Annotated in this window: 26 protein-coding genes; 9 read left to right on the top strand and 17 right to left on the bottom strand. The window is 66.6% G+C overall.

Features of this window, described 5'->3' with window-relative positions; genetic code table 11:
• Window positions 1-149 precede the first annotated feature (149 nt).
• Window positions 150-533 carry a tautomerase family protein gene (locus ACV229_RS24655; RefSeq protein ID WP_448085714.1) on the bottom strand — a complete coding sequence of 128 codons (384 nt, stop codon included), beginning with the start codon at window positions 531-533 and terminating at the stop codon, window positions 150-152.
• A 93-nt stretch (window positions 534-626) separates the two neighbouring features.
• On the opposite strand from ACV229_RS24655, the gene ACV229_RS24650 reads away from it, so the two are divergent.
• On the top strand, window positions 627-1,475 hold the full coding sequence (locus ACV229_RS24650) for a LysR family transcriptional regulator (RefSeq protein WP_448085713.1): 849 nt from the start codon (window positions 627-629) through the stop codon (window positions 1,473-1,475).
• A gap of 390 nt (window positions 1,476-1,865) precedes the next feature.
• Here the strand turns inward: ACV229_RS24650 and ACV229_RS24645 are convergent, their stop codons facing one another.
• Both ACV229_RS24645 and ACV229_RS24640 read right to left on the bottom strand, forming a co-directional pair.
• Complete coding sequence (locus tag ACV229_RS24645; protein ID WP_448085712.1) at window positions 1,866-2,426, bottom strand: cytochrome P460 family protein; 561 nt, start codon at window positions 2,424-2,426, stop codon at window positions 1,866-1,868.
• Window positions 2,426-3,481, bottom strand: coding sequence for an alpha/beta fold hydrolase (locus tag ACV229_RS24640; RefSeq protein ID WP_448085711.1), 1,056 nt, complete (start codon window positions 3,479-3,481; stop codon window positions 2,426-2,428). Before ACV229_RS24640 ends, ACV229_RS24645 begins: the two co-directional genes overlap by 1 nt.
• A gap of 679 nt (window positions 3,482-4,160) precedes the next feature.
• On the opposite strand from ACV229_RS24640, the gene ACV229_RS24635 reads away from it, so the two are divergent.
• Window positions 4,161-4,412 carry a DUF4148 domain-containing protein gene (locus ACV229_RS24635; protein WP_448085710.1) on the top strand — a complete coding sequence of 84 codons (252 nt, stop codon included), beginning with the start codon at window positions 4,161-4,163 and terminating at the stop codon, window positions 4,410-4,412.
• Between the two features lie 86 nt (window positions 4,413-4,498).
• Here the strand turns inward: ACV229_RS24635 and ACV229_RS24630 are convergent, their stop codons facing one another.
• The gene (locus tag ACV229_RS24630; protein ID WP_448085709.1) at window positions 4,499-5,377 is read right to left on the bottom strand and encodes a LysR family transcriptional regulator; all 879 of its coding nucleotides are present in this window, start codon (window positions 5,375-5,377) and stop codon (window positions 4,499-4,501) included.
• A gap of 121 nt (window positions 5,378-5,498) precedes the next feature.
• Between ACV229_RS24630 and ACV229_RS24625 the strand changes: the two genes are divergently transcribed.
• From ACV229_RS24625 to ACV229_RS24615, 3 genes are read left to right on the top strand one after another with little or no spacing between them, the layout of a single operon-like run.
• Window positions 5,499-6,623: a TDT family transporter gene (locus ACV229_RS24625; RefSeq protein ID WP_448085708.1), complete on the top strand. Its 1,125-nt coding sequence runs from the start codon at window positions 5,499-5,501 to the stop codon at window positions 6,621-6,623.
• A 12-nt stretch (window positions 6,624-6,635) separates the two neighbouring features.
• Window positions 6,636-6,812: a DUF5993 family protein gene (locus ACV229_RS24620; RefSeq protein WP_448085707.1), complete on the top strand. Its 177-nt coding sequence runs from the start codon at window positions 6,636-6,638 to the stop codon at window positions 6,810-6,812.
• A 12-nt stretch (window positions 6,813-6,824) separates the two neighbouring features.
• Window positions 6,825-7,430 (top strand): disulfide bond formation protein B, encoded by a 606-nt coding sequence (locus ACV229_RS24615; protein WP_448085706.1) that lies wholly within the window; start codon window positions 6,825-6,827, stop codon window positions 7,428-7,430.
• Between the two features lie 126 nt (window positions 7,431-7,556).
• Here the strand turns inward: ACV229_RS24615 and ACV229_RS24610 are convergent, their stop codons facing one another.
• Complete coding sequence (locus ACV229_RS24610) at window positions 7,557-8,261, bottom strand: SDR family oxidoreductase (RefSeq protein ID WP_448085705.1); 705 nt, start codon at window positions 8,259-8,261, stop codon at window positions 7,557-7,559.
• 135 nt (window positions 8,262-8,396) lie between these two features.
• Here ACV229_RS24610 and gcvA point away from each other — a divergent pair, with 135 nt between their 5' ends.
• Entirely contained in the window at window positions 8,397-9,293 is an 897-nt protein-coding gene (gcvA, locus tag ACV229_RS24605; protein WP_448085704.1) for a transcriptional regulator GcvA, read from the top strand.
• Between the two features lie 42 nt (window positions 9,294-9,335).
• Here the strand turns inward: gcvA and ACV229_RS24600 are convergent, their stop codons facing one another.
• From ACV229_RS24600 to ACV229_RS24570, 7 genes are all read right to left on the bottom strand, one after another.
• Window positions 9,336-9,932, bottom strand: coding sequence for a pyridoxamine 5'-phosphate oxidase family protein (locus ACV229_RS24600; RefSeq protein WP_448085703.1), 597 nt, complete (start codon window positions 9,930-9,932; stop codon window positions 9,336-9,338).
• A gap of 74 nt (window positions 9,933-10,006) precedes the next feature.
• A complete protein-coding gene (locus ACV229_RS24595) occupies window positions 10,007-10,195 on the bottom strand; it encodes a hypothetical protein (protein ID WP_448085702.1) in 189 nt (62 codons plus the stop codon).
• Window positions 10,196-10,207: 12 nt separating this feature from the next.
• On the bottom strand, window positions 10,208-11,407 hold the full coding sequence (locus ACV229_RS24590) for an aminotransferase-like domain-containing protein (protein WP_448085701.1): 1,200 nt from the start codon (window positions 11,405-11,407) through the stop codon (window positions 10,208-10,210).
• A 305-nt stretch (window positions 11,408-11,712) separates the two neighbouring features.
• Window positions 11,713-12,885, bottom strand: a complete 1,173-nt coding sequence (locus ACV229_RS24585; protein ID WP_448085700.1) for an NAD(P)/FAD-dependent oxidoreductase — start codon at window positions 12,883-12,885, stop codon at window positions 11,713-11,715.
• A gap of 307 nt (window positions 12,886-13,192) precedes the next feature.
• Complete coding sequence (locus tag ACV229_RS24580; RefSeq protein WP_448085699.1) at window positions 13,193-14,344, bottom strand: branched-chain amino acid ABC transporter substrate-binding protein; 1,152 nt, start codon at window positions 14,342-14,344, stop codon at window positions 13,193-13,195.
• Window positions 14,345-14,623: 279 nt separating this feature from the next.
• Window positions 14,624-17,542, bottom strand: coding sequence for an FAD-binding and (Fe-S)-binding domain-containing protein (locus tag ACV229_RS24575; protein WP_448085698.1), 2,919 nt, complete (start codon window positions 17,540-17,542; stop codon window positions 14,624-14,626).
• A 2-nt stretch (window positions 17,543-17,544) separates the two neighbouring features.
• Entirely contained in the window at window positions 17,545-18,573 is a 1,029-nt protein-coding gene (locus tag ACV229_RS24570) for a 2-oxoadipate dioxygenase/decarboxylase family protein (protein ID WP_448085764.1), read from the bottom strand.
• Between the two features lie 227 nt (window positions 18,574-18,800).
• On the opposite strand from ACV229_RS24570, the gene ACV229_RS24565 reads away from it, so the two are divergent.
• The 3 genes from ACV229_RS24565 (at window position 18,801) to ACV229_RS24555 (ending at window position 20,960) form a co-directional block, all read left to right on the top strand.
• A complete protein-coding gene (locus ACV229_RS24565; RefSeq protein WP_448085697.1) occupies window positions 18,801-19,742 on the top strand; it encodes a LysR family transcriptional regulator in 942 nt (313 codons plus the stop codon).
• A complete protein-coding gene (locus ACV229_RS24560) occupies window positions 19,739-20,173 on the top strand; it encodes a hypothetical protein (RefSeq protein WP_448085696.1) in 435 nt (144 codons plus the stop codon). The genes ACV229_RS24565 and ACV229_RS24560 overlap by 4 nt, the downstream gene beginning before the upstream one ends.
• A gap of 61 nt (window positions 20,174-20,234) precedes the next feature.
• Entirely contained in the window at window positions 20,235-20,960 is a 726-nt protein-coding gene (locus tag ACV229_RS24555; protein WP_448085695.1) for a DeoR/GlpR family DNA-binding transcription regulator, read from the top strand.
• Window positions 20,961-21,038: 78 nt separating this feature from the next.
• Here ACV229_RS24555 and ACV229_RS24550 read toward each other — a convergent pair whose 3' ends face one another.
• From ACV229_RS24550 to ACV229_RS24530, 5 genes are read right to left on the bottom strand one after another with little or no spacing between them, the layout of a single operon-like run.
• Window positions 21,039-21,431 carry a cytidine deaminase gene (locus ACV229_RS24550; protein ID WP_448085694.1) on the bottom strand — a complete coding sequence of 131 codons (393 nt, stop codon included), beginning with the start codon at window positions 21,429-21,431 and terminating at the stop codon, window positions 21,039-21,041.
• Between the two features lie 38 nt (window positions 21,432-21,469).
• Window positions 21,470-22,720 (bottom strand): phosphopentomutase, encoded by a 1,251-nt coding sequence (locus tag ACV229_RS24545; protein WP_448085693.1) that lies wholly within the window; start codon window positions 22,718-22,720, stop codon window positions 21,470-21,472.
• A gap of 15 nt (window positions 22,721-22,735) precedes the next feature.
• A complete protein-coding gene (gene deoA / locus ACV229_RS24540) occupies window positions 22,736-24,055 on the bottom strand; it encodes a thymidine phosphorylase (protein WP_448085692.1) in 1,320 nt (439 codons plus the stop codon).
• 11 nt (window positions 24,056-24,066) lie between these two features.
• On the bottom strand, window positions 24,067-24,855 hold the full coding sequence (deoC, locus tag ACV229_RS24535) for a deoxyribose-phosphate aldolase (RefSeq protein ID WP_448085691.1): 789 nt from the start codon (window positions 24,853-24,855) through the stop codon (window positions 24,067-24,069).
• A gap of 12 nt (window positions 24,856-24,867) precedes the next feature.
• On the bottom strand, window positions 24,868-26,142 hold the full coding sequence (locus ACV229_RS24530) for a NupC/NupG family nucleoside CNT transporter (protein ID WP_448085690.1): 1,275 nt from the start codon (window positions 26,140-26,142) through the stop codon (window positions 24,868-24,870).
• Window positions 26,143-26,183 lie beyond the last annotated feature (41 nt).

The raw sequence follows: 26,183 nt of genomic DNA, 5'->3' as shown, positions 1-26,183 counted from the left end.
GCCTTCCGCCATGAATTGCGCGCCTGACAGCGGACTGTTCGCCAATCACCCAGCCTCGGCCCGCATTCATCCCGCCGTACGACGACCATGGGAATCCGGGAAGAACGCGAGGCGCGCTTCGGGATTGCGATCGTCAAATCGAGGCCCGCTTACGTCTTCTGCCGCGCTCGATCCGCCTGACTCATTCCGTCGTAACCCCAATCAGTCGCCGTGATCTCGTTCACGACGATATAAGTCGCGGGGTCCAGGTCCGCGAACGTTCGGCGAAGGAGCGCCATCGCACTTGCGATGAAGGTCCGCTTTTCCTGTTCCGAGTTGGTCCCTGCGGTCACGCAAACTTCGAGATGTGCAGCAATGTGCCGACGGCTGCCGCCAATCGTCCACAGATAGTCGGACGGAACGTCGATAAGCACAGACGTGAGTTCGCGGCGCTTTCCAAGTTCGCTTGCAATCAGTTCCGTCAGCTCGCTGGAAAGGCGATGTGCGTCGACGGGTGAAGGATTGATCGACAGCGTCAGTTTGGCGAAAGGCATTTTCGAACTCCATGGTTGTTGGAGTTCGAATCGTAATTGAGAAAATCGAAAGTATACTTGCAATCTTTTCGACATCAGAATTGAGTTTTTCTCATGATTTCGGATCTCCCTTCACCTCTGCTCCGCACTTTCGTCGCCGTGGTCGATTGCGGCTCATTGGCCGCTGCAGCCAAACGCATCGCCCGCAGTGAGTCGGCAGTGAGCCTGCAAATCTCGCGGCTCGAGGAAATCGTTCGGCAGCCACTATTCGATCGGGATGGCCGGGCGCTCCGCTTGAACGGCTTTGGCGGCCTGCTGCTGCCGCATGCGCGCGCGATTCTCGGTCGCATCGATGCCGCACGCACAGAGCTCGCACCGAACGCAGTAGCGCCCGTTCGGATCGGCGTCGTTCAGGACTTCGTGGCGACTGTGCTCCGCCCAACGCTCGCCGATGTCCGGGCGGCCACCCCTGACGCCGCATTTGCGATCGTTATCGGCAGCACTGCGGAACTGTTGCAGGCGATGAGCGAGGACCGCATAGACGTCGCGCTGTGCGCTGGCGAGCCATTCGGCGGAAACGTCGTGATCCGCCTCCCGATGCAATGGTTCGGCAATGCCGACCTGTTGAACAGTGAGGTCGTATCGCTGGTCGGCATCGCACCTCCTTGCCCGTTCCTCCACGCGGCGCAACGGGTGCTGGATGACGCTGGTTGCCCTTGGCGCATGGCGCTCACGACGCCGAGCCTCGACGGGTTGCGCGCAGCGGTCGAGGCTGGTTTGGGCATCACGTGCCGCACGGAGGCCGGACTCGGGCTTCCGGCGCTGAGCGGCACAGCTCTGCCTCGACTGCCGGAAATCGCCTACTCAATCGTAGAGCGACGACAGGGCGGCAGTGCCTCCGGGCTTGCGGGGGGCCGAATGACTTCGCACCTCGGGTCGTTGGCCGCATTGCAAGAAATGTGAGCGTGATGTGGACAAGGTCAGAACCTCTTCGCTCCATGAAGCGGCTTCGGCCTCCAGGGCACGCCTTCTTCGCGTCGAAGCGTGCCGCCCGAGTCACGCAAGGTCCGATCACCGATGTATTGGATGTCGCCGCCCCACGGCTTCGATGTCGACACGAGCCAGCGCATCGGCATGTATGTTTGATCGGGGAAGGTCCTTTTAAGCGCTCGTATCTCCTCTTCGACAGACTCCGTGCGGTTCGGCGGATCAATTTGTCCGCTTCTCGCAAGTAAGCGGTCATAGCCTTCAGTCGTCCGCTTCGAGTCGGTAAACAACAGCCACGGAAACCCACGAAGCCCCTCAAAAAAGCATGCCAAACACGGCACGCCATTCGCTCGCTCACGCTTCACGTCATGGTGCGAGCCGTGTGAACACGAAGTCATGGTTCTTCACGCGTGCCTGATGGCACGCGAAGCAGGTCTGATGCTGGTCAAGGTCCGCCGGCACACCGTTGATGAAGCGTCCGAAACCCCATCCGCCGGTTGCCGCGTAGCGGCGCGAGTCCTTCACCATCACCTGCACGGTCGTCGCCTGCCCGGGCACCGTCGCCGACGAAAACTCATCGGACTGCTTGCGCTTGTACGCGAGCTTGACGAGGATCGTGCCATCCGGAAACGGCAGCGTCGCCTGCTCGAGCGCGCGGATCGCGACCGGATTGCCGAGCACCACGCGCAGCTCGTCGAGCGGCGCGGCTTCCTCGGCCGGCGCGACCATTTCCCATTTCCGGTACCCGGGCGGGATCGTCACGCCGTAGATCGGCGACGCGGCCGGCTGCGCCGGTTCCGCGCACACGGCCGGGCCGCCCGCCGCCAGCGCGCCGAGCAGCAGCGCGCCCGCGACGAACGCACGAAGCGGGCCACGATGCGGGCCAAGAGCCGGGCCGCGACGCCCAATACTGCTTCCTGTCCGCATCACAGATGCTCGACCTGCAGGATCGCATCGGCGAACGCCTGCGGCGCCTCCTGCGGCAGGTTGTGCCCGATGCCGCCGCTGATCGTGCGATGCTGGTACTTGCCCGTGAACTTCTTCGCGTACGCAGCCGGTTCCGGATGCGGCGCGCCGTTCGCGTCGCCTTCCATCGTGATCGTCGGCACCGTGATCGCCGGCCCGGCGGCGAGACGCCGCTCGATGTCGTCGTATTGCGCGTCGCCCTTCGCGAGCCCGAGACGCCAGCGGTAGTTGTGGATCACGACGGCCACGTGGTCGGGGTTCTGGAACGACGCCGCCGTGCGCGCGTAGGTCGCGTCGTCGAACTGCCACTTCGGCGATGCAAGCTGCCAGATCAGCTTGTTGAACGCGTCGCGGTTCTGCGCGTAGCCGAGCGCACCGCGCTCGGTCGTGAAATAGAACTGATACCACCACTGCAATTCGGCCTGCGGCGGCAGCGGCTTGCGGTTCGCCTCCTGGCTGCCGATCAGGTAGCCGCTCACCGACACCAGCGCCTTCACGCGCTGCGGCCACAGCGCCGCGATGATGTCGGCCGTGCGCGCGCCCCAGTCGTAGCCGCCGAACACCGCGCGGTCGATCTTCAGCGCATCCATCAGCGCGACGATGTCGACCGCCGTCACGGCCTGCTGGCCGTTGCGCAACGTGTTGGCCGAGCGGAACGTCGTCGAGCCGTAGCCGCGCAGGTACGGCACGATCACGCGATAGCCGGCGGCCGCGAGCAGCGGCGCGACCTCGGCGTAGCTGTGGATGTCGTACGGCCAGCCGTGCAGCAGGAACACGACGGGGCCGTCCTTCGGTCCCACGTCCGCATACCCGACGTTGAGCACGCCCGCGTCGATCTGGCGAATTTCGCCAAACGAGGCGCCGAACGACGCGCCGCCAGCCGCGCGCTTCGCCGCCGGTGCGTCGGGCGCCGACTGGGCGCGCGCAAGGTTGCCGAAGCCGAGGTCGACCAGGCTCAGGCCGGCCAGCGTCGTGCCCAGGAGCAGGCGGCGTCGGGTGTTCACGGAATCAGGCATGACTCGTTCTCCATTGTGGATCGCTGAGGAAAGTGCCCGCTGCAACGGCGCGAGCGCGCGGGAACTGCTGTTCGCGAACACGGCGCCGGTGAACCGCGCCGTCTCGCGAAATCCGTCACCGGCTTTATATCCGACCCGGCCGAATGCTTTGTATCTCAACGTATCTGTATTTCACTGCGATACACAGCGATTCAAATTTCCGCGTAAAACGACGCCGTCCGGGGGCGTTTCCTCTCGATACCGTGCAGCCGCGTTGATATTCATATATCAAAAACGCATGCAACCAATGCCAGCTATATATTTTTCATCTTCGTATCCTCCGCCTAGGATATCGACCTTGACCCGCTGACGCGATTCACGGTGTTCCAGATCAGCGACGTGATCAACGTGCCCATTGCTTGATCGACGCGTTCGGACTCGATGGATCGTTCCATCTCCGCTCGTCTTTATTAAGGATACCGATATTAATACGCGACTCTTCGCCGGCGTTTCATTCTCGGAGATCGCGCCGTCGAAGCGCCCCCGCGAGATCGTGCGAACGCCGGCCACCATGAAAGGGGGCAGGCGCCGTGCATCGGGCCCAGTGGTTTCTGAGGAATTTTCGGCAGTTGAGCCGACAGTCGGGCCAGCAGCGCGCAAACCCGCGCGCGCCCATTTTTTACGCTTTCAGGAGAAGAAAATGAAATCGCTCATTTGTTTCGCGCTGGCTGCCGCCGCGCTGACAGGTGCCACCGCAAGCTACGCGCAAACGACTTCAGCCCCCTTGACCCGTGCCGACGTCGTTGCCGACCTGGTGCGCCTCGAGCAGGCAGGCTACCAGCCCGCGGCAGGCGACGACCCGCACTACCCGGACGACATCCAGGCGGCCGAAGCGAGGGTCGCGGCGCAGGCCGCCGCGCAGCGGCGTGACGCGGTCCAGGCCGGTCGTTGACGGCAAGCGCGGGCGAACCGCGCCGGGACATCCCGAGTCAGCACGCAGCGTGCGCCGCGACTTGCCTCGCGCGATGCCGTCTACCGTCACCGCTTACGCTTGAACAAGTCCGTGGCGAGTTCGCGAAACGCGCGCGCGCTCGGGCTCAAGCTGCCCCCCTTTCGCCAGATCATGCAGAGATTGCGCTCGATCTTCAGGTCCTTGACGGGCAGTTGTACAAGCGCGCCGGACGAGAGTTCCTCGGTCACGGTGCTGCGCGAGACCCAGGCGATCGCGTTGCCGAGCCGCACCAGCTGCTTGATCGCCTCGGCGCTGCCGACCGACAGCTTCGGCGCCAGCGTCAAACCCTGCTGCGCATAGGCTTGCTCGACGACCGTTCGCGTTCCCGAACCGGGTTCCCGCATGACGAGCTCGGCTGTTCCGATTGCATCGGCGGTCAATTGACGTTTGCGGGCCAGCGGGTGAGTCGGCGCAGCGACCGCTATCAGTGCGTCCCGGCCGATGACGGCGGCATCGAATGCCGTGTTGTCGTAAGGCCCTTCGATCATGCCGATCTGGCGCTCGTTTGCGAGGACGGCGCTTTCGATGTTCTCGCTGTTCGAAATCCTGAGATCGACCGTGATGCCCGGATAGCGCGTGCGGAATTCGTTCAACACGGCCGGCAGCAGATACACGCCGATCGTCCGGCTCGAACCGATGCCGAGCTGACCTCTCGCGAGGCCCGCGAACTCGCTGACTGCCGCCTCGGCCACATTGGCCAACGAAAAAATCTGCGCCGCATATTCGGCGAGGAGCCGGCCCGCTTCCGTGGGCCGCATGCCGCGCGGCATGCGGTCGAACAGCGTCGTGCCCAGCCGTTCCTCGAGTTCCCGAATCTCTCGTGTAAGCGCGGGCTGACTGACGTGCAGTCTTTCCGATGCTGCGGTGACGCTGCCGGTTTCGACGACCGCGTAGAACGCGGCCAAGTGGGTGAAGTTCATCGACGTATATTCCAGTGATATAGGAAGTATCTAAACGATGTATTTTTATTATACAAAGCCGCTCCCTAGAATCGAGTCAAACAGTTCCTCGACACGGGAGATTTCAATGACCAAGATGAACTTGACGGCACACGCGCCGCGTGGCCTTTCCGAAAAAGTCAGGCAATTCACGCCGAACTGGTTTGCGGTGACGATGGGAAACGGCATCGTGTCGCTGGTGCTCGCCGCGCTGCCGTTGCACTTCGGCGGACAACGCGCGCTGGCGTCGGCGTTGTGGGCCATCGACATCGTGCTGTATCTCGCCTTTGCGGCGATGTTGACAGCCCGAGCGATCCGGTTCCCCGAAACGATCCGGCCGCTACTGCACCATCCGGTCCAGTCGATGTTTCTCGGCGCGGTGCCGATGGGCCTCGTGCCGATCATCAACGGCATCGTCCTGTTCGCAGGCGGGCATGCCGAGGCCAACGCGCTCGCATACGCGTTGTGGTGCTTCGATGCGCTGCTGTCGGTCGTCGTCGCGATCGGCGTGCCGTTCATGATGTTCACCGAGCAGGGACATGCGTTCGAGCGCGTGACCGCGGTCCTGCTGCTGCCGATCGTCGCACCGGAAGTGGCGGCATCGAGCGCGGCCACCCTCGCGCCGCATTTCGTTGGCGCGCAGGCCCGTCTGCTGATCGGCGCGGGGTACGTGCTGTGGGCGATCTCGGTACCGCTCGCGTTCGCGATCCTGACGATCGTGTTCTTCCGGCTCGTCATCCACAAATTGCCGCACCGCGACCTCGGTCCGTCGAGCTGGCTGACGCTCGGCCCGATCGGTACCGGGGCGCTCGGCCTGCTGACACTCGGTCAGGCCGCGCCTGTCGCATTCGCCGGTACGCCTTTGGCCAGCGTGGCGGTGCTGGCGCAGGACTTCGGCATTGCCGGCGCGCTCCTGATTTGGGGCGCCGGTCTCTGGTGGCTTGCCTGCGCCGCGCTCTTCACGATGCGCTATTGCCGCGAAGGACTGCCATTCAATCTCGGCTGGTGGGGTTTCACATTTCCGCTGGGAGTTTATACCGCCGCGTCGCTGAGCCTGTACCACGCGACCGATTTTGGTGGATTCGCCGTATTCGGCACGGCGCTCGCGATGTTGCTCGGCGGATTGTGGGCCATGGTGATCGTGCGGACGTGCCGAGGAATGCTGCACGGCGGCCTGTTCCATGCGCCTTGCCTGGCGACAATTTCAAATTAATCGAGGTAGATCATGTTCATCGGGTTTATTCCATTTCTGTCCGCCGCCGTCGCGCTCCTGCTGTCCTTGTTCGGGCGCGACAGAGCAGCGAGTGCGACCTGGTGGCTGACCACGCTGCTGGTCGCGGTATGGGCCATTCATCACGGGTCGCATCACATTCCGCAGTTCGCCACCTACGGGTCCTGGTAAGAGGTCAAAAGAATGAAAGCCAATCGCCTGATCGATTTGTTGGCGCTATACGGCGTCAATGCAGTGCTGCTCGTCGCGTTCTATTTCCAGTTGGCGCACGGTGAGCTGCCGTGTTCGCTCTGCAATCTCCAGCGGGTCGCGTTCATGCTGGTCGGCGCGGGATTGCTGTCGAACGTGTGGAGCCGCAATCCTTCACCTGCCAACTATGCGCTGAGCGCAGTCGGCGCCCTGGTCGGCAGCCTGATCGGGCTGACGCAGATGTTCCTGCACGTGCTGCCCGGCACGCCGCCCTATGGCGGTGCGATTCTGGGAATGCACATGTACACCGCGTCCTATGTCGCACTGACCGCAAGCCTCATCTATTGCGTGCTGATGCTCGCCTTCCGGACGCGCCTGCAGGCGATCCACGTCGGTGCGCCGCGGTCCGGCGAAGCGGGTCGGTCACCATTCGTCAAGCTCGCAGTCTGGCTGTTCGCGGCCCTGGTGATCGCGAACCTGATATCGGTGTTTGTCGAGACAGGCTTCCACGCCCTCTATAGCGATCCGCAGCACTACCACTTGCTGTACTGCGGCGATCCGGAATCGCCCGCCATTCCTGGTTCGACGAGCTGTCGATAACGACTATCGGGTATTGCGCCGATGGCATCCGGTTCACGACACACGTCAACACGGTATCGCAGCGTCCCGTGAGGAAACGGTTCTCGACGGCAGGCAGCCCGGCGCGGCCGCCTGCCGGATCGGCCCTCAGAGCGCCTTCACGATCGCGCCGTCAACGCGGATGTTCTGCCCGGTGATGTAGCCCGCGCCGTCGGACAGCAGGAACGCGACCGTCTTCGCGATCTCCCCGGTCTTGCCGAAGCGGCCCGCCGGAATGCGCGCGACGATCTCCGGCGTTTCCGGCCAGCTGTCGATGAAGCCCGGCAGCACCGCGTTCATCCGGATGTTCTCCGCCGCATAGCGTTCCGCATACAGACGCGTCCACGCGCCCAGCGCCGCGCGCAGCGTCGACGACACGGGCATCGCCTGCTCCGGCGCATCGGCCGCGTAGCTCGAGATGTTCACCGCTGCGCCGCCGCCCTGCGCCTGGAAGATCGGCGTCACGCGGCGCATCACGCGCGCGACGTTCAGCAGGATCAGGTCCAGCGCACCGTGCCAGCTCTCGTCGGTGATCGACAGCAGGTCGCCCTTCGGCGGGTGGCCGGTATTGTTGACGACCGCGTCGATCCGGCCATAGCGCGCCATCGTTTCGCTCACCAGGCGCTCGATGTCGGCGTCGTCGGTCACGGAACCCTGGATGCCGAACCCGCCCAGTTCCTCGCCGAGCGCAACCGCGCTGCCCGACGGCGACATCAGCGCGACCCGATAGCCGGTCGCCGCCAGTTCCCGCGCAATCGCCGCGCCCATGCCCTTGCCCGCCGCCGTGATCAGCGCCACTTTTTCTACAGTCACGATGTGCTCCTCGTCCGATTCAAACAATCGCGCGTCCGCCTGTCGGCCGCGCACTGGTGTAATGTAGTGCGCGTCGACCCTCGCTGTCGAACCAGTATTTCTGCCTTCCACCAATAGATTTTCTACTGTCTTGCAATGCCGATCCGCCGCCCTTCCCGCCTGCCGCCGCTCAATGCGCTTCGTGCGTTCGAGGTGTCCGCGCGGCATTTGAACTTCCGCGCCGCCGCGGACGAGATCGGCGTTACGCAGGGCGCGGTCGCGCAGCAGGTGCGGCATCTCGAGGACGTGCTCGGCCTGAAGCTGTTCGAGCGGCTGCCGCGCGGCCTCGCGCTGACGCACGACGGCGCCGCGTATTTTTCCGACGTGCAGCGCGCGCTGCACGCGATCGCCGATGCGACCGACAAGCTCGTGAAACGGCGCGCGACGCTGACGATCAGCACGACGCCGTCGTTCGCGTCGAAATGGCTGATCCCGCGGCTCGCGCGCTTCACCGATGCGCACCCCGATATCGACGTGCGCGTGATCGCCGACCAGCAGCTTGCGACGTTCCGTCACGACGGCGTCGATCTCGCGATCCGGTTCGGCAAGCCGCCGTTCGGCAAGGGCCTCGCCGCGCATCCGCTGTTTCCGCTCGACGTCAGCGCTGTGTGCAGCCCGGCGTTGCTGAGCGCGCCGGCGGCGCCGCACGCGCTGGCCGGCCACGTGCTGCTGCATGACGCGCACGATCTGTGGCCGGATTTTCTCGCCGCGTTGCCGGAGCCCGTCGACGTCGATCCGCACAAGGGACTGCGCTTCAACCAGACGTCGCTTGCGATCGATGCGGCCGTCGCCGGCCAGGGCATCGCGCTTGCGGCCGATCCGCTCGTCGAGCACGACATCGCCGCCGGACGGCTGTGCAAGCCGTTCGACGTCGCGCTTGCGCTGGCGGTCGGGTTCTATCTCGTGTATCCGGGCGAACGGCGCGACGATGACGAGCTCGCGATGATGCGCGACTGGTTGATCGGGCAGGCGGAGCTGGACGGGCAGCCGTGATGCGCGCGCACTTGCGCAGCGGCGCTGACGGGCGGCCTTACGTCAAGGCGCGATCCACCGACCGTCGTAGCCGTCATCGCTCAGGTCGAACACCGCGCGGCGGTGCCCGGACGGCGCAAGCTCGAGCCAGTCGAGCCGCGTCGCCTTGACGTGGAGCAGGCAGAAATTTGCATAGCCGTCGTCCGTCGGATCGACGGTTGCGCCGGACGGAGGATGCGCATCGGCAGGCGACGCGACCGGCGTGCCCGGCGGCAGCGGCGCGCGATACAGCAGCAGCGTGTGCGGGCGGCTCGATTGCCAGACCGCGCGCCGTTCCGCTTCGTCGGTACAGATCGACGCGATGCCTTCGATGCGGATCTGCACGAGGCCATCGAGATCGACGCCGACGAGCGCGACGCGCGGATCGCGGCGAATCTCCGCGACCTTCTCCGAGCGCACATCGGTGTGAAACGACAGCACGCGGTCCGCGCGGCGCACGGCGCGCAGCACGACCGTCCGCACTTTCGGCGCGCCGTCGAGACCGAGCGTTGCGGCCTGCAGCATCGTGAACGGCGAACGCTTCACGCTGACGCCCGACTCGAGGCAGGCCCAGAGCCGGGTGTACGTGTGTTCGATCGATTCGAAGCCGGGGTCGGACATGATGGGTGCGTTGCTGCGCGATGCGTGGTGTCGGTCGTGCAAGCTTACCTGTTCCGGCTTCGACGCGGCTGCCGTCAGTTGTAGCCGAGCACGGCCGACGCCGCGTCGCCGGAATCGGCCGGGGCCGCGCCCAGCCGCCCGAGCACGTCGGCGACGTATTGCGGGCCTGCGCTGATCTGCGACGACAGATGCGCGATCGGCCGGATGTCGGCCATGCCCGGCGCTTCATCGATCCATGCGGTTTCGTTGACGGTCATGTTCATCGTGGTGTCTCCTCAAGCGGCCAGCGCCGCACCATACGCGCGCGCGAGGCGCGCGACGCCTTCCCGGATCGCGTCGACGTCCGGTGCGGCGAACGACAGGCGCAGCGATGCGTCGTCGACGTTGTCCGCGAAGAACGCGTTGCCGGGAACGAATACGATCTTGTTCGCGATCGCGTGCTGCAGCAGTTGCGCCGACGATACCGCGCCGATCCGCGCCCACACGAACATGCCGCCTTCGGGGCGATGGAACTCGATCGCGTCGCCGAGCCCGTCGCGCAGCGCATCGCACATCGCATCGCATTTGCGCTTGTACGCGTCGGTGATGCGCGGCAGATGGCGTTCGAGCGCGCCGTCGGCGAGATATTCGGCGGCCGCCGCCTGCGTCCACGGCGTGCTGCACAGATCGACCGTCTGCTTCGCAATCACGCAGCGCCGCGCGATTTCGGCGGGCGCGATCGTCCAGCCGACGCGCAGGCCCGGCGCGACGATCTTCGACAGGCTCGCGAAATGCACGATCCAGTCGCGCGCGCCGTCCACTTCGGCGGCGAGCGCGAGCATCGACGGCACCGCTTCGCCCGCAAAGCGCAGGTCGCCGTACGGATCGTCCTCGACGATCAGGAAACGGTGGCGCACCGCGAGGCGCAGCAGCTTCAGGCGGCGCTCGCGCGTGAGCGTCGCGCCGGTCGGGTTCGCGAACGTCGGCACCGTGTACAGCAGCTTCGGCTGCGCGATCGCACCCGACGCGAGCAATGCGTCGAGGCGGTCGACATCGAGGCCGTCGCCATCCACCGGAATCGTGACGATGCGCGCCTGCTGCAGGCGCATCGCCTGCAGCGTCGCCGGATACGCCGGTTGTTCGGTCAGCACGACGTCGCCCGGCGCGACCATCACGCGCAGCAGCAGATCGAGGCCCTGCTGCGAGCCGGTCGTGACGAGCAGTTCGGGGAGCGTGCACGCAACGCCGCGGCGCGCCATCAGCGCGATCAGCGCGTTCTTCAGTTCCGCGAGGCCGTCGGTCGGGCCGTACTGCAGGCAGCGGGTCGGCTGCGCGTACGCGCGCGCGGCCGCGGCGTCCAGGCCGTCGACGTCGAACAGGTCGCTCGCGGGGTAGCCGCCCGCGAAGGAAATCATGCCGGGCTCGCCGAGATACTTGAACAGCTCGCGGATCGGCGAGCCGGTGGGATGCTGGAACGAAGGTGTGAACGCGTACATGTGATCGTGGGCTGAGGGGCGAAGGTGGCGGCTGCGGTGTTGGCCGCGCTGGCCGCCGGCGTGCCGGCCGTCGGTGCGCGCTTCCCGCGCGCCGACGGCGAGTTCAAGCCCTGATTGTCGACAGCCATTAACGCCGCCGCAAACGATATCTATGCACTAGGTCTTGCGGTTTGGTCATTAACCGGCGCGATCACGCGACGGCATGCTGCGGAGACGTCAAAGAAAAAAGGCCCGACGAAGTCGGGCCAATCGGTGAGACACAAGGAGAAAGCCGTCCACCACACGGAACGGCTACGCCGTCTCAACTACACGACGTTCTTTTCGACGATCGGCCGATTCTCGAGCACGCGCGCCCAACCGAGCGACGACAGGTCGAGCGTCGCATAACGCCCGCCGAGGATCAGCTCGCTGACGCCGCGTCCGGTCGCGGGTCCCTGCTGGAGTCCGTGCCCGCTGTAGCCGTTCGCGAACACGCAATTGTCGAGGTCCGGGTGATAGCCGATGATCGCGTTGTGATCGAACACGTTGTATTCGTAGTAGCCGGACCAGCAGTTCTCGACGCGCAGCGCCTCGAATTCCGGCACGCGATGCGCGAGCGTCGGCCAGATCACGTCGTCGAACAGCGCGTGATCGACCTCGTCGAGCGGCAGGTCGTCCGGGTCCCTGTCCGGGCTCGGCGACGTGCCGCAGATATACGTATTGCCTTCCGGCCGGAAATACACGCCCGTCGGATCGATCAGCAGCGGGCAGGCCGTCAGCTTCGCCGGCGACGACACGTTGAAGATGCTGCGGCGCCGCGCGTGCACGGGAATGTCGATGCCCATCATCGCGGACAGCGGGCGTGCCCACGCGCCGGCCGCGTTGACGAGCGTGTCGCACGCGTAGCGTTCGCCGTCACCCGTGACGACGTGCGTGACCTTGCGGCCGTCGCGCACGACGCCGGTCACGTCCGCCGACACGTAGCGTGCGCCGAGCGACTGCGCCTTCTTGCGCAGCGCCTGCACGAGACCGTAGCCGTCGAACCAGCCTTCGCCGCTCACGCCGTACGCGCCCGCGACGAGATCGTCGACGTTCAGCCACGGGAATTTCACGCGCAGCGCATCGCGGTCCATCAGGCTGATGTTCGCGCCGAGGCGCGTCTGCAGCGCGTGGTTCTCGCGCAGCGTCGCCTCGCCTGCCGGCGTCGCGAGAAACAGGTAGCCGCCTTCGTGCAGGTCGATCGACGGCCGCGTGCCGTCCACTTCGAGCCGCTCGCCGATCGTGCGCAGGAAATCGATGCCGAACAGCGACATCTGGATCGACAGCGGCGTCGAGAACTGCTGGCGGATCGACGCGGCCGACAGCGCCGACGACGATCTCGCATAGGTCGGATCGCGTTCGATCACGGTCACGGCGACCGTCGGGTCGGATGCGCGCAGGAAATAGGCGATCGAGCTGCCGATGACGCCGCCGCCGACGATTACGACTTGAGAACTCACGACTGACTCCAGATTGCAAGGGTTGGCGCGACACGCCGGCCGCAACCGATCAAAATCTTCACCGCCCGGCGTCGGGTCCGCTGCGCGGACCGTCCGCTTGGTTCGAGGCCGGCGTCGAAACCGGAACCGATCTCCCGCGTGAACGGCGCGACCGTATGGCTCGCCGCAATCGCACCTGACGCGTCAGGGTATTTCAGCACGGACGGCCTCCACGCGAAAGCCTCGTGCTGTAGATCCGCGTCGGACACGCGCGACAGCCGCTCGCCGCTCGCCGGAAGCGCAGCGTGCCGCAACCGGCCGCACGACTTCAGTCGGCCGACTTCGTCGTCACCGGCTGCCACGCGGCGCTCTTCACCTCATACAGCGTCGAACTCGGGTTCTTCAGGTCGCCCGTGCTCGTGAACGCGATCGTGCCCGTGATGCCGTCGTAGCGCGTGCTTTTCAGCGCGCCGTTGAAGTCCGCGGGCTTCACCGAGTTCGCCTTCTGCATCGCGTTGATCGCGATCCACGTCGCGTCGTACGCGAACGGCGCATACGCGAGCATGTCGACGCCGTACTTCTGCCTGAACTTCGTCTCGAACAGCTTGCCCTTGTCGAGCCGCGACAGCGGCATTCCGTATTCCCACACCGACGCGCCTTCGGCCGCATTGCCGGCGAGCTTGATGAAGTTCGCGTTCATCACGCCGCCGCCGGCCAGGAACTGCGCACGGATGCCGAGCTGGCGCATCCGCTTGACGAGCATCGCGGCCTGCGCGTCGAGGCCGCCGAAGAACACGAGATCGGCGTTCACGCTCTTGATCTTCGTGAGCTGCGCGCTGAAGTCGACCGCCTTGTCGTTTGTGAATTCGCGCGCGACGATCGTGCCGCCGTTCGCCTTCACGGCCTTCTCGAACTCGTCGGCTTCGCCCTGGCCGAAGGCGGTGCGGTCGTCGATGATCGCGATCCGCTTCGCCTTCGTGACCGTCGCCGCATACGCGCCCGCGTTGCCGGCGTTCTGCGTATCGGTCGCGATCACGCGGTACACGGTGCCGAGGCCCGCGCGCGTGATGTCGGGATTGGTCGCGGACGGCGTGATCATCGGAATGCCCGCCTTCGCGTAGATCTTCGACGCCGGCAGCGTCGTGCCCGAATTGAAGTGGCCGATCACGACCGCGACCTGCGCGTCCGTCAGTTGCTGCGCGGCCTGCACGCCCGCGCGCGGATCGCTCTGGTCGTCCTGCGACGCGACGACGAACTTGACCGGCTTGCCGCCGATCGTCGGATGCGTCGCGTTCGCCTCGTCGACCGCCATCCGCACGCCGTTCTCGATGTCCTTGCCGTAGGCGGCGCCGCTACCGGTCAGCGGACCGGCGACGCCGACCTTGACGACCGTCTCCTGCGCAAGGGCCGCGCTCGTCGGGAGCGCGAGAATCGCTGCGGCCAGCGCCGCGCCGGACAGCGCGCGAATTCGGAATTTCATCGGGCATTCCTTTGGTCTGTGGGTCGGGATGCGGCGCGCGGATCGCGCACCGGCAACCTCCGTCGCGCCGGCCTGCGCACGTGCCGCCCGGCGCACCGTAGCGGCCGCGGCGGCCGGGGTTCCGTCTCCGAAGAACCTTTCACCGCGAAAGAGGTGAAAGGATTGTGGGTAGCCAATACCCGCGCAGCAAACGAATTATCGGAACAATGTTGTGAGCAATAGTCATCAAGTTCCGGTGGGCGAGCAGACCGGCGCATGCGCGCCGCCGGCCCACCCGCATCACACGCCGAGCGCCCGCTTCGCCAACTGCGCGATATGCAGCGGCGTGCGGCCCGCGCCCTGCTCGATCTGCTCGCGGCAGCTGAAGCCGTTGGTGACGACGATCGCGTCCTTGCTCGCCTGCCGCACCAGCGGCAGCAGCTTGCCTTCACCGATCTTCATCGACAGGTCGTAGTGCTCGTCATTGAACCCGAACGACCCGGCCATCCCGCAGCAGCCCGTATCGAGCAGCTTCCAGCGCACGCCGAGCTTGTCGAGCAGCGCGGTCTCGCCCTTCATCCCGAACAGCGATTTCTGGTGGCAATGCCCGTGGACGATCACGTCCGCATCGAGCGTCGGCCACGCGAAATCCGCCTGCGCGACGAAATCGGAGAACAGGAACGTCTGCGCGGCGAGACGCTTCGCGAGCGGCTCGTCGGGCAACTGCTTCAGCAGCTCGTCCTTGAACACCGACAGGCAGCCGGGCTCCAGCCCGACGACCGGCACGCCCGCGCCGATCTCGCCGGCGAGTTCGTCGACCGCGGTGCGCAGCAGCGCGCGCGCTTCGTCGAGCAGCCCGTAGTCGTAGAGCGGCCGGCCGCAGCACAGGCGCTTCTCCGGCAACGTCACGTCGAAGCCGAGCGCGGTCAGCACGTCGACCGCCGCGCCCGCGATGTCGGGCGAGAAATGCTCGTTGAACGTATCAACCCACAGAATGACCTTCTTGCGGGCCGGCGCCATGCCCGTGCGCTGCCCGATCCCGCGCCGCTTCGCCATCGCGCGGAACGGGCGCGGCGCGAACGTCGGCAGCGCCCGCTGCGGCGCGACGCCCGCGATCCACTTGCCGATACGCGCCAAGGGCGGGGTCGAGGTCATAAAATTCATAAGCCGAGGAAAACGGCTCGCCAGCGGTGCCCATTGTCCGATCCTCCCCATGAACATCGCCTGCCGCGGCCGGCGATGGGTTTCGTAGTAGTGCGACAGGAATTCCGCCTTGTACGACGCCATGTCGGTATGCGTCGGGCAATCGGACTTGCAGCCCTTGCATGCGAGACACGCATCGAGCGCCTCCTTGACCTCGGGGCTGTTCCAGCCGTCCTTGATCACGTCGCCCTGCAGCATCTCCCAGAACAGGTGCGCACGGCCGCGCGTCGAGAACCTCTCCTCGCGCGTCGCGCGATAGCTCGGGCACATCGTGCCGCCGTCGAGCGAACGGCACTTGCCCATGCCGATGCAGCGCTCGATCGCGCGCTGCATCCCGTCGCCTTCGGGGCTCGCGAACGTCAGCTTCGTCTGCAGCGTCACGGGCTTGTAAGCGGGGCCGAGGCGCAGGTTCTCGTCGGCGCGGTACGCGTTGATCACCTTGCCCGGATTCAGCCGGTTCGCCGGATCCCAGATCGCCTTGAACTCGGCCATCGCCTGCATCAGCTCGGGGCCGTACATGATCGGCAGGAACTCGGCCTTCGCCTGGCCGTCACCATGCTCGCCGGACAGCGAGCCGCCGAAGTCGACGACGAGTTGCGCCGCTTCGCGCAGGAAGCCGCGCCAGATCTGCACGCCGGTCGCGCTGCGCAGGTCGAACGTGATCCGCGCATGCACGCAGCCGTCGCCGAAATGGCCGTACAGGCAGGTCTCGTAGCCGTAGCGGTCGACGAGCGCCTGGAACGCGCGCAGGTAATCGCCGAGCCGCAGCGGATCGACGGCCGCATCTTCCCAGCCCGCGATCGGATCGGGCTTCGACGGATCGACCGACAGCGCGACGGCCGACGCGCCGGTTTCGCGGATCGACCAGATCTTCTGCTGCTTCGCCTTGTCGGCCACGACGAAGCCGCTCACGTCGGGCCCCGCGCCGCCGCCATTGAAATGCGCTTCCGCGTCGCGCGCCTGCGCGAGCGCCGCGTCGACGGTGTCCGCGCCGAACTCCAGCACGACCCACGCGTCGCCCGGCGGCAGCAGCGCGATTTCGTCCGCCTTCAACCCGCGCGCCTGCAGGCCGCGGATGATCGCACGGTCGAGGCCCTCGATCGCGATCGGCGAGAAGCGGTTGTAATGCGGCACCGCGTCCGCCGCGGTGAAGATGTCGGTGAAGCCGAGCACGAGCAGCACGCGGCACGCCGGGCTGTGCACGAGCCGCACCTTCGCCTGCAATGTGACCGCGCACGTGCCTTCGGTGCCGACCAGCGCGCGCGCGACGTTGAAGCCGTTCTCCGGCAGCAGCTGGTCGAGGTTGAAGCCGGACACGCGCCGCTTGATCTGCGGAAACTCGTTGCGGATGCGGTCCGCGTAGCGATCGCGCAGGTCGCGCAGCTGGCGGTAGATCTCGCCGCGCCGGCCGCCCGCCGCGATGATCGCGTCGAGCTCGTGCTCAGGGGTCGGGCCGACCCAGAAGCGCGCGCCGTCGTACGTGAGGATTTCGAGCGCCTCGACGTTCTCGACCGTCTTGCCGGCCATCATCGAATGCGCGCCGCACGAGTTGTTCGCGATCATCCCGCCGAGCGTGCAGCGGCTGTGCGTCGCCGGGTCCGGCGCGAACGTCAGCCCGTGCGCCTCGGCCGCGTCGCGCAGCGTGTCGCAGACGACGCCCGGCTCGACGATCGCGGTCTTCGCGTCCGGATCGACCGATACGACGCGGTTGAAATATTTGCTCGTATCGGCGACGACCGCGACGTTCACGCACTGCCCGTTCTGCGACGTGCCGCCGCCGCGCGTGAGGAACGGCACGTCGTAGCGCCGGCACACGCCGAGCGCCGCGGCGAGATCGTCCGCGCCGGCCGGCACCACGACGCCGAGCGGCACCTGCCGGTAGTTCGACGCGTCGGACGCATAGAGCGCCTTCGAGCCGGCATCGAAACGCACCTCGCCGCGCACGGCGGTGCGCAGGTCGGCGGCAAGCGTGTCGAGCAGTTCCTGCCCGACTTCGATCGGAGTCGCGCGCTTCACGGTTACTTCGCGGCGTTCGCGGTCATCTTGAAGATGCCCTGCGCGTTGCCGGCATCGAAGCGCAGGTCGGTCACCCAGCGGCGCTGCGCCTGGTCGAACGTGCGCTTGCGCGTGATGAACTCGTAGAACGAGCCGGGCACGTTGCGCTTCGCGATCGCGCCGTCGCGCGTGCGGAACTCGCGCTCGACGACGTCCGCGCGATACGCGGTCTGGAACACGCGGCCCGAGCGCGAACGCTCGACTTCCGGCTTCATCGGCCGGCCCTTCGCCTTCTCGTCGTCGGACAGCTTGAACACGTCGGCGACGCGGTCGGTCGCGTGATTGAACGCGTTGCCTTCGGTCGCGATCCACGCCATTTCCGCGGATTCGAGCAGCAGCGTCTCGTAGTCGAGTTCGCCCGGCACGTCGTGCTGGCGCGCGAATGCGCCGACGATCTCCGGCAGCAGCGCGTGCGCGGCGTCGAGCGACAGCCAGCCTTCGCGCTCGATTTCCCACAGCAGCGCGACGGCGGCCGGGCTCAGCGGATCGCGCGACGAGCTCACGACGTTCGTCACCGCCTGCTGGAATTCCTTCGAGAAGCGTTCCGGATGCAGCTCGCTGACGAAGAACTGCGCGATCTCGTCGGGCGCGTCCTCGTGCGCGTATGCGCGGCCCGTCATGCCGAGCTTGTCGAGCGGATAGCGGCCGTTCAGGCGGAAGCCGAGCGGGCGCAGGATGCGCGTGAACGCGGCTTCGCCCGGCGGCAGGGCGCCGGTGTGCGGCCAGCGCACCGTGCGCAGCGCGCCGTGATCGAAATACACCGAGCCGCCGTTGCCGATCGCATCGGCCGTGTACGCGCGGCCGTTCTCCGAACGTTCGAGCAGCCCTTCGAACAGCGCCATGTTCATCGCCTGCGCGATTTCCGCGCGCGTCACGACACCGTCTTCCCACTCGTCGAGGATGGCCGGCATGTTCAGGGTGGCAAACAGGGCGTCGGTTTTCGCCTGTCCCAGCAGCTTCGTCAGCAAGCTCTCGATATTCGGATTGCGCATCATGGGTTCTCGTCGGGGGGACCGGCCGGCAAGCGGTGCCGGCAACTCGTCGGCCAGCCGCCCGTTGGACGCCTGACCTTGCGTGGGATGCATTATTCAAAGGGTTGCAGGCGGGCGTAAAGCGAGATTAAATTGACACGTAATGAGTTTTTGGAACTATCGACGATTGTTTGCCCGGTGCGCCGCCCCGTCCGGCGCCGGCCCGTTCGTCTGACGAATCGACCCTCATGCGTAAATTCAAGATCCCGAACATGGGCGCGCTCGTGGCCTTCGAAGCCGCGTCGCGCCACGAGAGCTTCACGCACGCGGCCAAGGAGCTGTTCCTGACCGAAAGCGCGGTGTCGCGGCAAATCGCGACACTCGAAGCGAGCCTCGGCGTGCGGCTGTTCGCGCGCGTCAAGCAGCGCGTGGTGCTGACCCGCGCCGGCAAGCTGTACGGCACGCAGGTGCGGCGCGCGCTCGAGTCGCTCGACCGCGACACGCTGTCGATCATCGCGCACGGCAGCGGCGGCGGCTACCTGGAGCTCGCGGTGCTGCCGACCTTCGCGTCGCACTGGCTGATCCCGCGCATCAAGAGCTTCTATGACCGCACGCCCGACGTGCGTGTCAACATGGGCAGCCGCACCGACCTGTTCTCGTTCGAGGGCACCCACTTCGAAGCGGCGATCCACTACGGCAAGCCGACCTGGCCCGGCACGTCGTCCGATTACCTGTTCGGCGAGGAAGTCGTGCCGATCTGCTCGCCGGCGCTGCTCGACGGGCCCGTGAAGGCGCCGCAGGACCTGCTCGCGTACCCGCTGCTGCACTCGACGACGCGGCCGGGCGCATGGGCGCAGTGGTTCGAGGCGCTCGGCGTCGAGGACACCCGCACGATGCAGGGTGTGCGCTACGAACTGCATACAATGCTGATCAGCGCCGCCTCGGCCGGGCTCGGCATCGCGCTCGTGCCGAAGTTCTTCGTCGAGGAACAGCTGCAGCATCTCGGCCTGATCGTGCCGTTCGACGCGGCGACGGTCGAGGATTCCGCGTACTACCTCGTGTATCCGACGGAATTCAGCCACAGCAAGCCGCTGGAGCTGTTCCGCGCGTGGCTGCTCGAGCAGGCGAGCGCGTATGCGTCGCCGGGGCGTGATGAAGACTTCGACGAGGACGACGAAGACGTCGAATGACGCGCGGCAGCGGCTCGATCGGCGTGCCGGGTTCGTGCTGGATCGCGAAACGCACGCACGCATCGAATCGCGCCCCGGAAGCACGGGGAAGACGTCGAATGTCGCAGGGAAGCGGATGCGCGTCCGGCGCGCGCCGAACCGGGCAACCCCGGCCCGGCGCACCGGCAGCCAGAACCCGTACCGGCGTCGTGGCTGTTTTATTTCTTCTTTTTCTACTGCGCCTCGTAATCTCTCAGGCTCTATTGGTTCTTTTTAAACGCTTTCGCGTGCTGCCATTATCTGCTCAATCCGGCGCAAGTGAAACGTTTGCGCACGGTTTCGTCGAAGCCGATCCGGTGCAATTCCGCCATCGCCGGCGCAGCCTTCGATTGTCTTTCAGGCGCGATCGGACGCCGGCCGCGCATCGGCGCGGCGCGTTCGTGTTGTTATAATTTCACCATTGCAGTGCACAAAGCCTCACATCCGCCCGCGCCACCGCCCTCCGGGACTTCCATGCAGAAATCAGAACGTCTGCGCACGCTCGCCGACGCACTCGCACAACGCAACGTGATGCACCTGCGCGACGCGGCTGCCCTGCTCGGCGTGTCGGAAATGACGGTGCGCCGCGACATCGCAGCGAGCCCGGATCAGTTCACCTACCTGCGCGGCTACATCGTCAGCGCGACCGACGTGCAAAACAGCGCCGGCTACTCGCTCGAACTGGAAAAGGATCACTTCGCGCAGGCCAAGGCGGAAGCCTCCGCGATCGCCGCCAGGCTGATCGTCGAGAACGAGACGATCTTCATCGATTGCGGCAGCACGCTCACGACGCTCGCGCGGCTGATTCCCGCCGACCTGCACGTGACCGTGGTCTGCTACTCGCTGAACGTCGCTGAAATCCTGCGCCGCAAGCCCAATGTGCGGATGATCCTGCTCGGCGGCGTCTATGTGCCGTCGTCCGATTCGTTTTCCGGCGACGAGAGCCTCGACATGCTGCGCCGGATGGGGATCAACAAGGCGTTCGTGTCGGCGGGCGGCGTCGACGACACGCGCGGCGTCACGTGCTGGAATTTCCATGAAGTCGCGATCAAGCAGGCCGCGATGGACAGCGCGGTCGAACGACATCTGGTCGTCGACTCCAGCAAGTTCGGGGTCGTCAAGGCGGTGCGCTTTTCGCAGCTCGGCGATTTCGATTCGATCATCACCGAGCAGGGACAGACCGTGCGGTCGCGCACCTGACGCGACATGGAATGCGGCACCGGGTGCCGCACGGGATGCGGCGACTGCGCGCCGCACCGTCGCTCGCTGTTACTCCAGTTACTCCAGATAGAACGCGTCCGGCAGCAACGCATCCGCACGCGTCACGCGCACGTCGCCCGTGAGGTTTGCCAGCACCACGTCGAGCGACGGCGTGCCGAGTTCGATCATCACCTGCCGGCACGCGCCGCACGGCGCGATCGGGCCTTCCGTCTCCCCGACGACCGCGATCGCCGAAAAATCGCCGGGGCGATACCCCGCCGCAATGGCCGCGAACATAGCCGTGCGTTCCGCGCAATTGCAGAGGCCATACGACGCGTTCTCGACATTGCAGCCGTGGAAGACCTTGCCGTCCTTTGTGCGCAGCGCCGCGCCGACCTTGAAGCGCGAATACGGCGCATACGCTTTTTCGCGCGCGGCCTTCGCCGCGTCGATCAATGCCTGTGTTTCCATGTTCTCATCCTGTTTTCACGAAACCTGCCGGCGCACGTTCATCGCGCGGCACGCGCGTCGAGAAACGCGGTGCCGTCTGCAAACGCCTCCAGCCCGAACCAGTTCGCAAGACTCTGCCCGAGATCCGCGAACGATGCACGCACACCGAGACTTCCCGGCGCGATCCGCGGACCGTACGCGAGCAGCGGCACGTGTTCGCGCGTGTGATTGGTGCCCGGCCAGGTCGGATCACAACCGTGGTCTGCGGTCAGGATCAGCACGTCGTCGTCGCGCAGCAACGCATAAAGCTCCGGCAGCCGCGCGTCGAAGCGCTCCAGTTCCGCCGCATAGCCCGCGACATTGCGGCGATGTCCATAGAGCTGGTCGAAATCGACGAAGTTCGTCATCACCAGACTGACATCGGGCGCGTCGCGCACCGCGTCGAGCGTCGCGTCCCACAGGCCGGCGAGGCCGTCCGCCTTGATCTTGCGCGTCACGCCGACGCCCGCATAGATGTCGGAAATCTTGCCGATCGCGATCACGTGGCCGCCCGCCGCCGCGAGCTTTTCGAGCACGGTCGGCGCGGGCGGCGGCACCGCGAGGTCGCGCCGGTTGCCGGTGCGCCTGAAATCCGCCGAACGCTCGCCGATGAACGGCCGCGCGATCACGCGGCAGATGTTGTAGCGATCGACCTCCTCGCGCGCGATCTCGCAGAGGCGATACAGCCGGTCGAGCCCGAAGGCCGTTTCGTGGCACGCAATCTGGAACACCGAATCGGCGGACGTATAGAAGATCGGCTTGCCGGTCGCGACGTGTTCGTCGCCCAGCGCCGCGATGATGTCGGTGCCGGACGCATGGCAATTGCCGAGATAGCCGGGCAAGCCCGCACGGCGCACCAGCGTGTCGAGCAATTCGGGCGGAAACGATGCGTCGGCCCGCGGAAAATAGCCCCAGTCGAACCGGACCGGCACACCGGCCAGCTCCCAGTGTCCGGACGGCGTGTCCTTGCCCGACGACTCCTCGCGTGCCGCGCCGTAAGCGCCGGTCAGTTCGGGCTCGGCCGACATCCCGGCGGGCAGCGTGCCCGTCGCCAGCTCGCTCGCCAGCGCGAGCCCCAGGCGTTCGAGCTGCGGCACCCGTAACGGGCCCCGTCGGCCGTCGTGGCCGTCGTGGCCGTCGATATCGCACGCGCCGAGCGCGCACTGCTCGGCGATGTGGCCGAACGTATTCGAACCTGTATCGCCGAAGCGCGCGGCGTCAGGCGCCGCGCCGATCCCGAGCGAGTCCATCACCAGCACGATTGCGCGCATACGAACCTCCTGCGCTCAATCGAGCAACGCGTGAATGGTCGGCGGCAACGCACCCACCTCGTCGCCGATCCCGTACGCGCGCCGCACGTCGGCCGCCGCACGCTCCGCGGCCTCGCGGCTGCTCGCGTGCACGACGGCGAGCGGCTGCCCCTCCGCCACGTGCTCGCCGAGCTCGACCAGCCCGGACAGGCCGACCGCATAGTCGAGCGTGTCGGTCGTCTTCATTCGCCCGCCGCCGAGGCCGACGACGGCAATCCCGAGCGCGCGCGCATCGACGCGTTCGACCCGGCCGGCACGCGGCGCGCTCACCGGTACGATCACGTCGGCGGCGGCCAGATGCTGTTGCGGCCGTTCGAGCAGATCGGCCGGGCCGCCCAGCGCCGTCACCATCCGCGCGAACCGCTCGGCCGCCTGCCCGGATTCGAGCGACGCCTGCAAGCGGGCCCGCGCATCGGCTTCGTTCGCCGCGAGCCCGCCGATCAGCAGCATCTGCGCGGCAAGTGCCATCGTCACCTCGTGCAGCCGCGCGGGGCGCGCCGCGCCGGTCAGGTAATCGATCGCGCAGCGGATCTCGAGCGCGTTGCCTGCGCACGGCGCCAGCGACTGGCTCATGTCGGTCAGCGTCGCGGTGGTCTTCATGCCCGCGCCGTTGCCGACGTCGACGATGCTGCGCGCCAGCTCGACCGATTTCTCGTAGGTCGGCATGAACGCGCCCGACCCGGCCTTCACGTCCATCGCGAGCCCGTCGAGCCCCGCCGCGAGCTTCTTCGACAGGATCGACGCGGTGATCATCGAGATCGACTCGACCGTCGCCGTGACGTCCCGCACCGCATAGATCCGCTTGTCGGCGGGCGCGAGCCGCGCGGTCTGGCCGATGATCGCGACGCCCACGTCCTTCACCACGCGGCGGAACGCGTCGGGCTCGGGCGCGACGTCGTAACCGGGAATCGACTCGAGCTTGTCGAGCGTGCCACCGGTGTGACCGAGGCCGCGCCCCGAAATCATCGGCACGTAGCCGCCGCACGCGGCCACCATCGGCCCGAGCAGCAGCGAGGTCAGGTCGCCGACGCCGCCGGTCGAGTGCTTGTCGACCACCGGCCCGTTGAGGTTCATCGCGCGCCAGTCGAGCACGTCGCCGGAATCGCGTTGCGCACGGGTCAGCGCAACCCGCGCGTCGAGCGGCAGCTCGTTGAAATAGACGGCCATCGCGAATGCCGCGATCTGGCCTTCGGTGACCTGCCCGGTCGTGACGCCATCGACGAATTGCGAGATCTCGCCGCCGTCCAGCGGCAGGCGGTCGCGCACCTTGCGAATGAATTCCTGCGGCAGAAACATGTGCCCTCCAGTCAGTAAGAAGTGGCCGGCCGCGCCGCGGCCGCGCCGTGGCCGAGCGTCGCGAGCAGGCTGCCGAGCAGGCTCGACGCGCCGAAGCGGAACGTCGCGGGCACCGTGTAGCCCGCGCCCAGCTCGCGTTCCGCGAGCGCCAGGTACGCGGCGGCCTCGTGCACGGAACGCACGCCGCCCGCCGCCTTGAAACCGACCGCGCGCCCGGCATCGCGAATCGTCGCGAGCATCGCTTCAGCCGCTTCGAGCGTCGCGTTGACCGCGACCTTGCCGGTCGACGTCTTGATGAAATCCGCACCCGCGTCGATCGCGATTTCGCTCGCCTGGCGGATCAGCGCCGGATCCTTCAGCTCGCCGGTTTCCAGGATCACCTTCAGGCACTTATCGCCCGCCGCGACGCGGCATGACGCAACCAGCTCGCGGCCGACGCGCGCATCGCCCGCGAGCAGCGCGCGATACGGAAACACGACGTCGACTTCGTCGGCGCCCAGCGCGACCGCGTCGGCGGTCTCGCGCGCGGCTGCGTCGGGGTCGGCCGCGCCGCCCGGAAAGTTCGTCACGGTCGCGACCGGCAGTGCAAGTCCGCGCGTGGCCAGCGCCGCGCGCGCGGTCGCGACGAAGCGCGGGTACACGCACAACGCGGCCGGCGTGCCGACCGGCGTGTCGGCCGACGCGGCGAGCGCGTCGATCGACGCGTCCGTGTCGTCGTCGTTGAGCGCCGTGAGATCGATCAGATGCAACGCTTTCAGCGCTGCCTCGGCAAGCGGGTTACGGGTCAATGCGTGAGTCATCAAGCAGCCTTGTCAGGTAAGGGAAAGAAACAGCCCGGCAATCGTCGCGCTCATCAGGTTCGACAGCGTCGCGGCCGCGAGCGCGCGCAGGCCATAGCGTGCGACGTCGCCGCGCAGTTCGGGCGCGACCGCGGTAAAGCCGCCCGTCAGGATCGCGATCGACGAAAAATTCGCGAAGCCGCACAGCGCGAACGACACGATCGCGATCGTCTTCGGCGTCAGCACCTGCAGCCCCGCCGCCGCGACGTGCGCGCTGTCCTGCAGGTAAGGCGACAGCCCGCTGTACGCGACGAACTCATTCAGGATCAGCTTCTGCCCGATGAAATTGCCCGCGACCGACGCATCCTGCCACGGCACGCCGATCATCCACGCGAGCGGCGCGAACAGCGAGCCGAGCAACGACTGCAGCGTCACGTTCGCGAAGCCGAGCCAGCCCGCCACGACGCCGACGCCGGCGTTGAGCAGCGCGATGAGGCCGATGAACGCGACCAGCATCGTGCCGACATTGACCGCGATCTTCAGGCCGACGCTCGCGCCCGACGCACCGGCCTCGATCACGTTCGCCGGGCGCTTCTCGTCGAATTCGAGCGAGCCGATTTCCACGTGGCTCGCTTCCACCGACGGACACAGCATCTTGCCGAACAGCAGCCCGCCCGGAATCGCCATGAACGACGCGGCGAGCAGATATTCCATCCTGACGCCTAGGCCCGCATAGCCCGCGAGCACGGATCCGGCGACGGACGCCATCCCGCTCGACATCACGGCGAAGATCTCCGGCCCGCTGAGGCGGCGCACGAACGGCTTCACGAACGCGGGCATCTCGCTTTGCCCGAGGAAGATCGTCGCGACCGCGGAGCACGCTTCGATGCGGCTCACGCCCAGCAGCTTCGCGAGCCCGCTGCCGACGATCGCGATCACCCATTTCATCACGCCGATGTAGTACAGCACGGCGATCAGCGACGTCACGAAGATGATCATCGGCAACACGCGCAGGCCGAACGCGAACCCTTCCGCGCCGAACAGCGTGAACATCTTGTCGCCGACCAGGCCGCCGAACAGGAACATCAGCCCGTGCTTGCCCATGTCGAGCACGCCGTTCACGCCGTATGCGATCGACGCGAGCACGTGACGCCCGATCGGCACGAACAGCACGAATGCGCCGACCACGAGCTGCGTCGCGAGCGCCGCGATCACGGTGCGCGGCTTCACCGCGCGCCGGTTCATCGACAGGCAGTAACCGACGACGAGCAGTACCAGAATGCCGCACACACTGCGCAGAATATCCACGTTGAGTCCTCGAAGGATTTGGGCCTGTTCATGCCAATGAC

Source organism: Burkholderia sp. MR1-5-21 (genome assembly GCF_053427715.1).
The sequence above is the reverse complement of the archived record's forward strand: the minus strand, read 5'-3'. Positions and strand labels throughout refer to the sequence as shown.

What these genes read in the sequence shown, in the direction of transcription:
- ACV229_RS24645 (WP_448085712.1), bottom strand. Translation starts at nt 2,426, where the DNA reads ATGCGGACAGGAAGCAGTATTGGGCGTCGCGGCCCGGCTCTTGGCCCG.
- ACV229_RS24635 (WP_448085710.1), top strand. Translation starts at nt 4,161, where the DNA reads ATGAAATCGCTCATTTGTTTCGCGCTGGCTGCCGCCGCGCTGACAGGT.
- deoA (WP_448085692.1), bottom strand. Translation starts at nt 24,055, where the DNA reads ATGTTTCTGCCGCAGGAATTCATTCGCAAGGTGCGCGACCGCCTGCCG.
- ACV229_RS24560 (WP_448085696.1), top strand. Translation starts at nt 19,739, where the DNA reads ATGACGCGCGGCAGCGGCTCGATCGGCGTGCCGGGTTCGTGCTGGATC.
- ACV229_RS24615 (WP_448085706.1), top strand. Translation starts at nt 6,825, where the DNA reads ATGAAAGCCAATCGCCTGATCGATTTGTTGGCGCTATACGGCGTCAAT.
- gcvA (WP_448085704.1), top strand. Translation starts at nt 8,397, where the DNA reads ATGCCGATCCGCCGCCCTTCCCGCCTGCCGCCGCTCAATGCGCTTCGT.
- ACV229_RS24545 (WP_448085693.1), bottom strand. Translation starts at nt 22,720, where the DNA reads ATGCGCGCAATCGTGCTGGTGATGGACTCGCTCGGGATCGGCGCGGCG.
- ACV229_RS24570 (WP_448085764.1), bottom strand. Translation starts at nt 18,573, where the DNA reads ATGCGCAATCCGAATATCGAGAGCTTGCTGACGAAGCTGCTGGGACAG.
- deoC (WP_448085691.1), bottom strand. Translation starts at nt 24,855, where the DNA reads ATGACTCACGCATTGACCCGTAACCCGCTTGCCGAGGCAGCGCTGAAA.
- ACV229_RS24655 (WP_448085714.1), bottom strand. Translation starts at nt 533, where the DNA reads ATGCCTTTCGCCAAACTGACGCTGTCGATCAATCCTTCACCCGTCGAC.
- ACV229_RS24590 (WP_448085701.1), bottom strand. Translation starts at nt 11,407, where the DNA reads ATGTACGCGTTCACACCTTCGTTCCAGCATCCCACCGGCTCGCCGATC.
- ACV229_RS24550 (WP_448085694.1), bottom strand. Translation starts at nt 21,431, where the DNA reads ATGGAAACACAGGCATTGATCGACGCGGCGAAGGCCGCGCGCGAAAAA.
- ACV229_RS24580 (WP_448085699.1), bottom strand. Translation starts at nt 14,344, where the DNA reads ATGAAATTCCGAATTCGCGCGCTGTCCGGCGCGGCGCTGGCCGCAGCG.
- ACV229_RS24650 (WP_448085713.1), top strand. Translation starts at nt 627, where the DNA reads ATGATTTCGGATCTCCCTTCACCTCTGCTCCGCACTTTCGTCGCCGTG.
- ACV229_RS24600 (WP_448085703.1), bottom strand. Translation starts at nt 9,932, where the DNA reads ATGTCCGACCCCGGCTTCGAATCGATCGAACACACGTACACCCGGCTC.
- ACV229_RS24625 (WP_448085708.1), top strand. Translation starts at nt 5,499, where the DNA reads ATGACCAAGATGAACTTGACGGCACACGCGCCGCGTGGCCTTTCCGAA.
- ACV229_RS24565 (WP_448085697.1), top strand. Translation starts at nt 18,801, where the DNA reads ATGCGTAAATTCAAGATCCCGAACATGGGCGCGCTCGTGGCCTTCGAA.
- ACV229_RS24640 (WP_448085711.1), bottom strand. Translation starts at nt 3,481, where the DNA reads ATGCCTGATTCCGTGAACACCCGACGCCGCCTGCTCCTGGGCACGACG.
- ACV229_RS24555 (WP_448085695.1), top strand. Translation starts at nt 20,235, where the DNA reads ATGCAGAAATCAGAACGTCTGCGCACGCTCGCCGACGCACTCGCACAA.
- ACV229_RS24620 (WP_448085707.1), top strand. Translation starts at nt 6,636, where the DNA reads ATGTTCATCGGGTTTATTCCATTTCTGTCCGCCGCCGTCGCGCTCCTG.
- ACV229_RS24595 (WP_448085702.1), bottom strand. Translation starts at nt 10,195, where the DNA reads ATGAACATGACCGTCAACGAAACCGCATGGATCGATGAAGCGCCGGGC.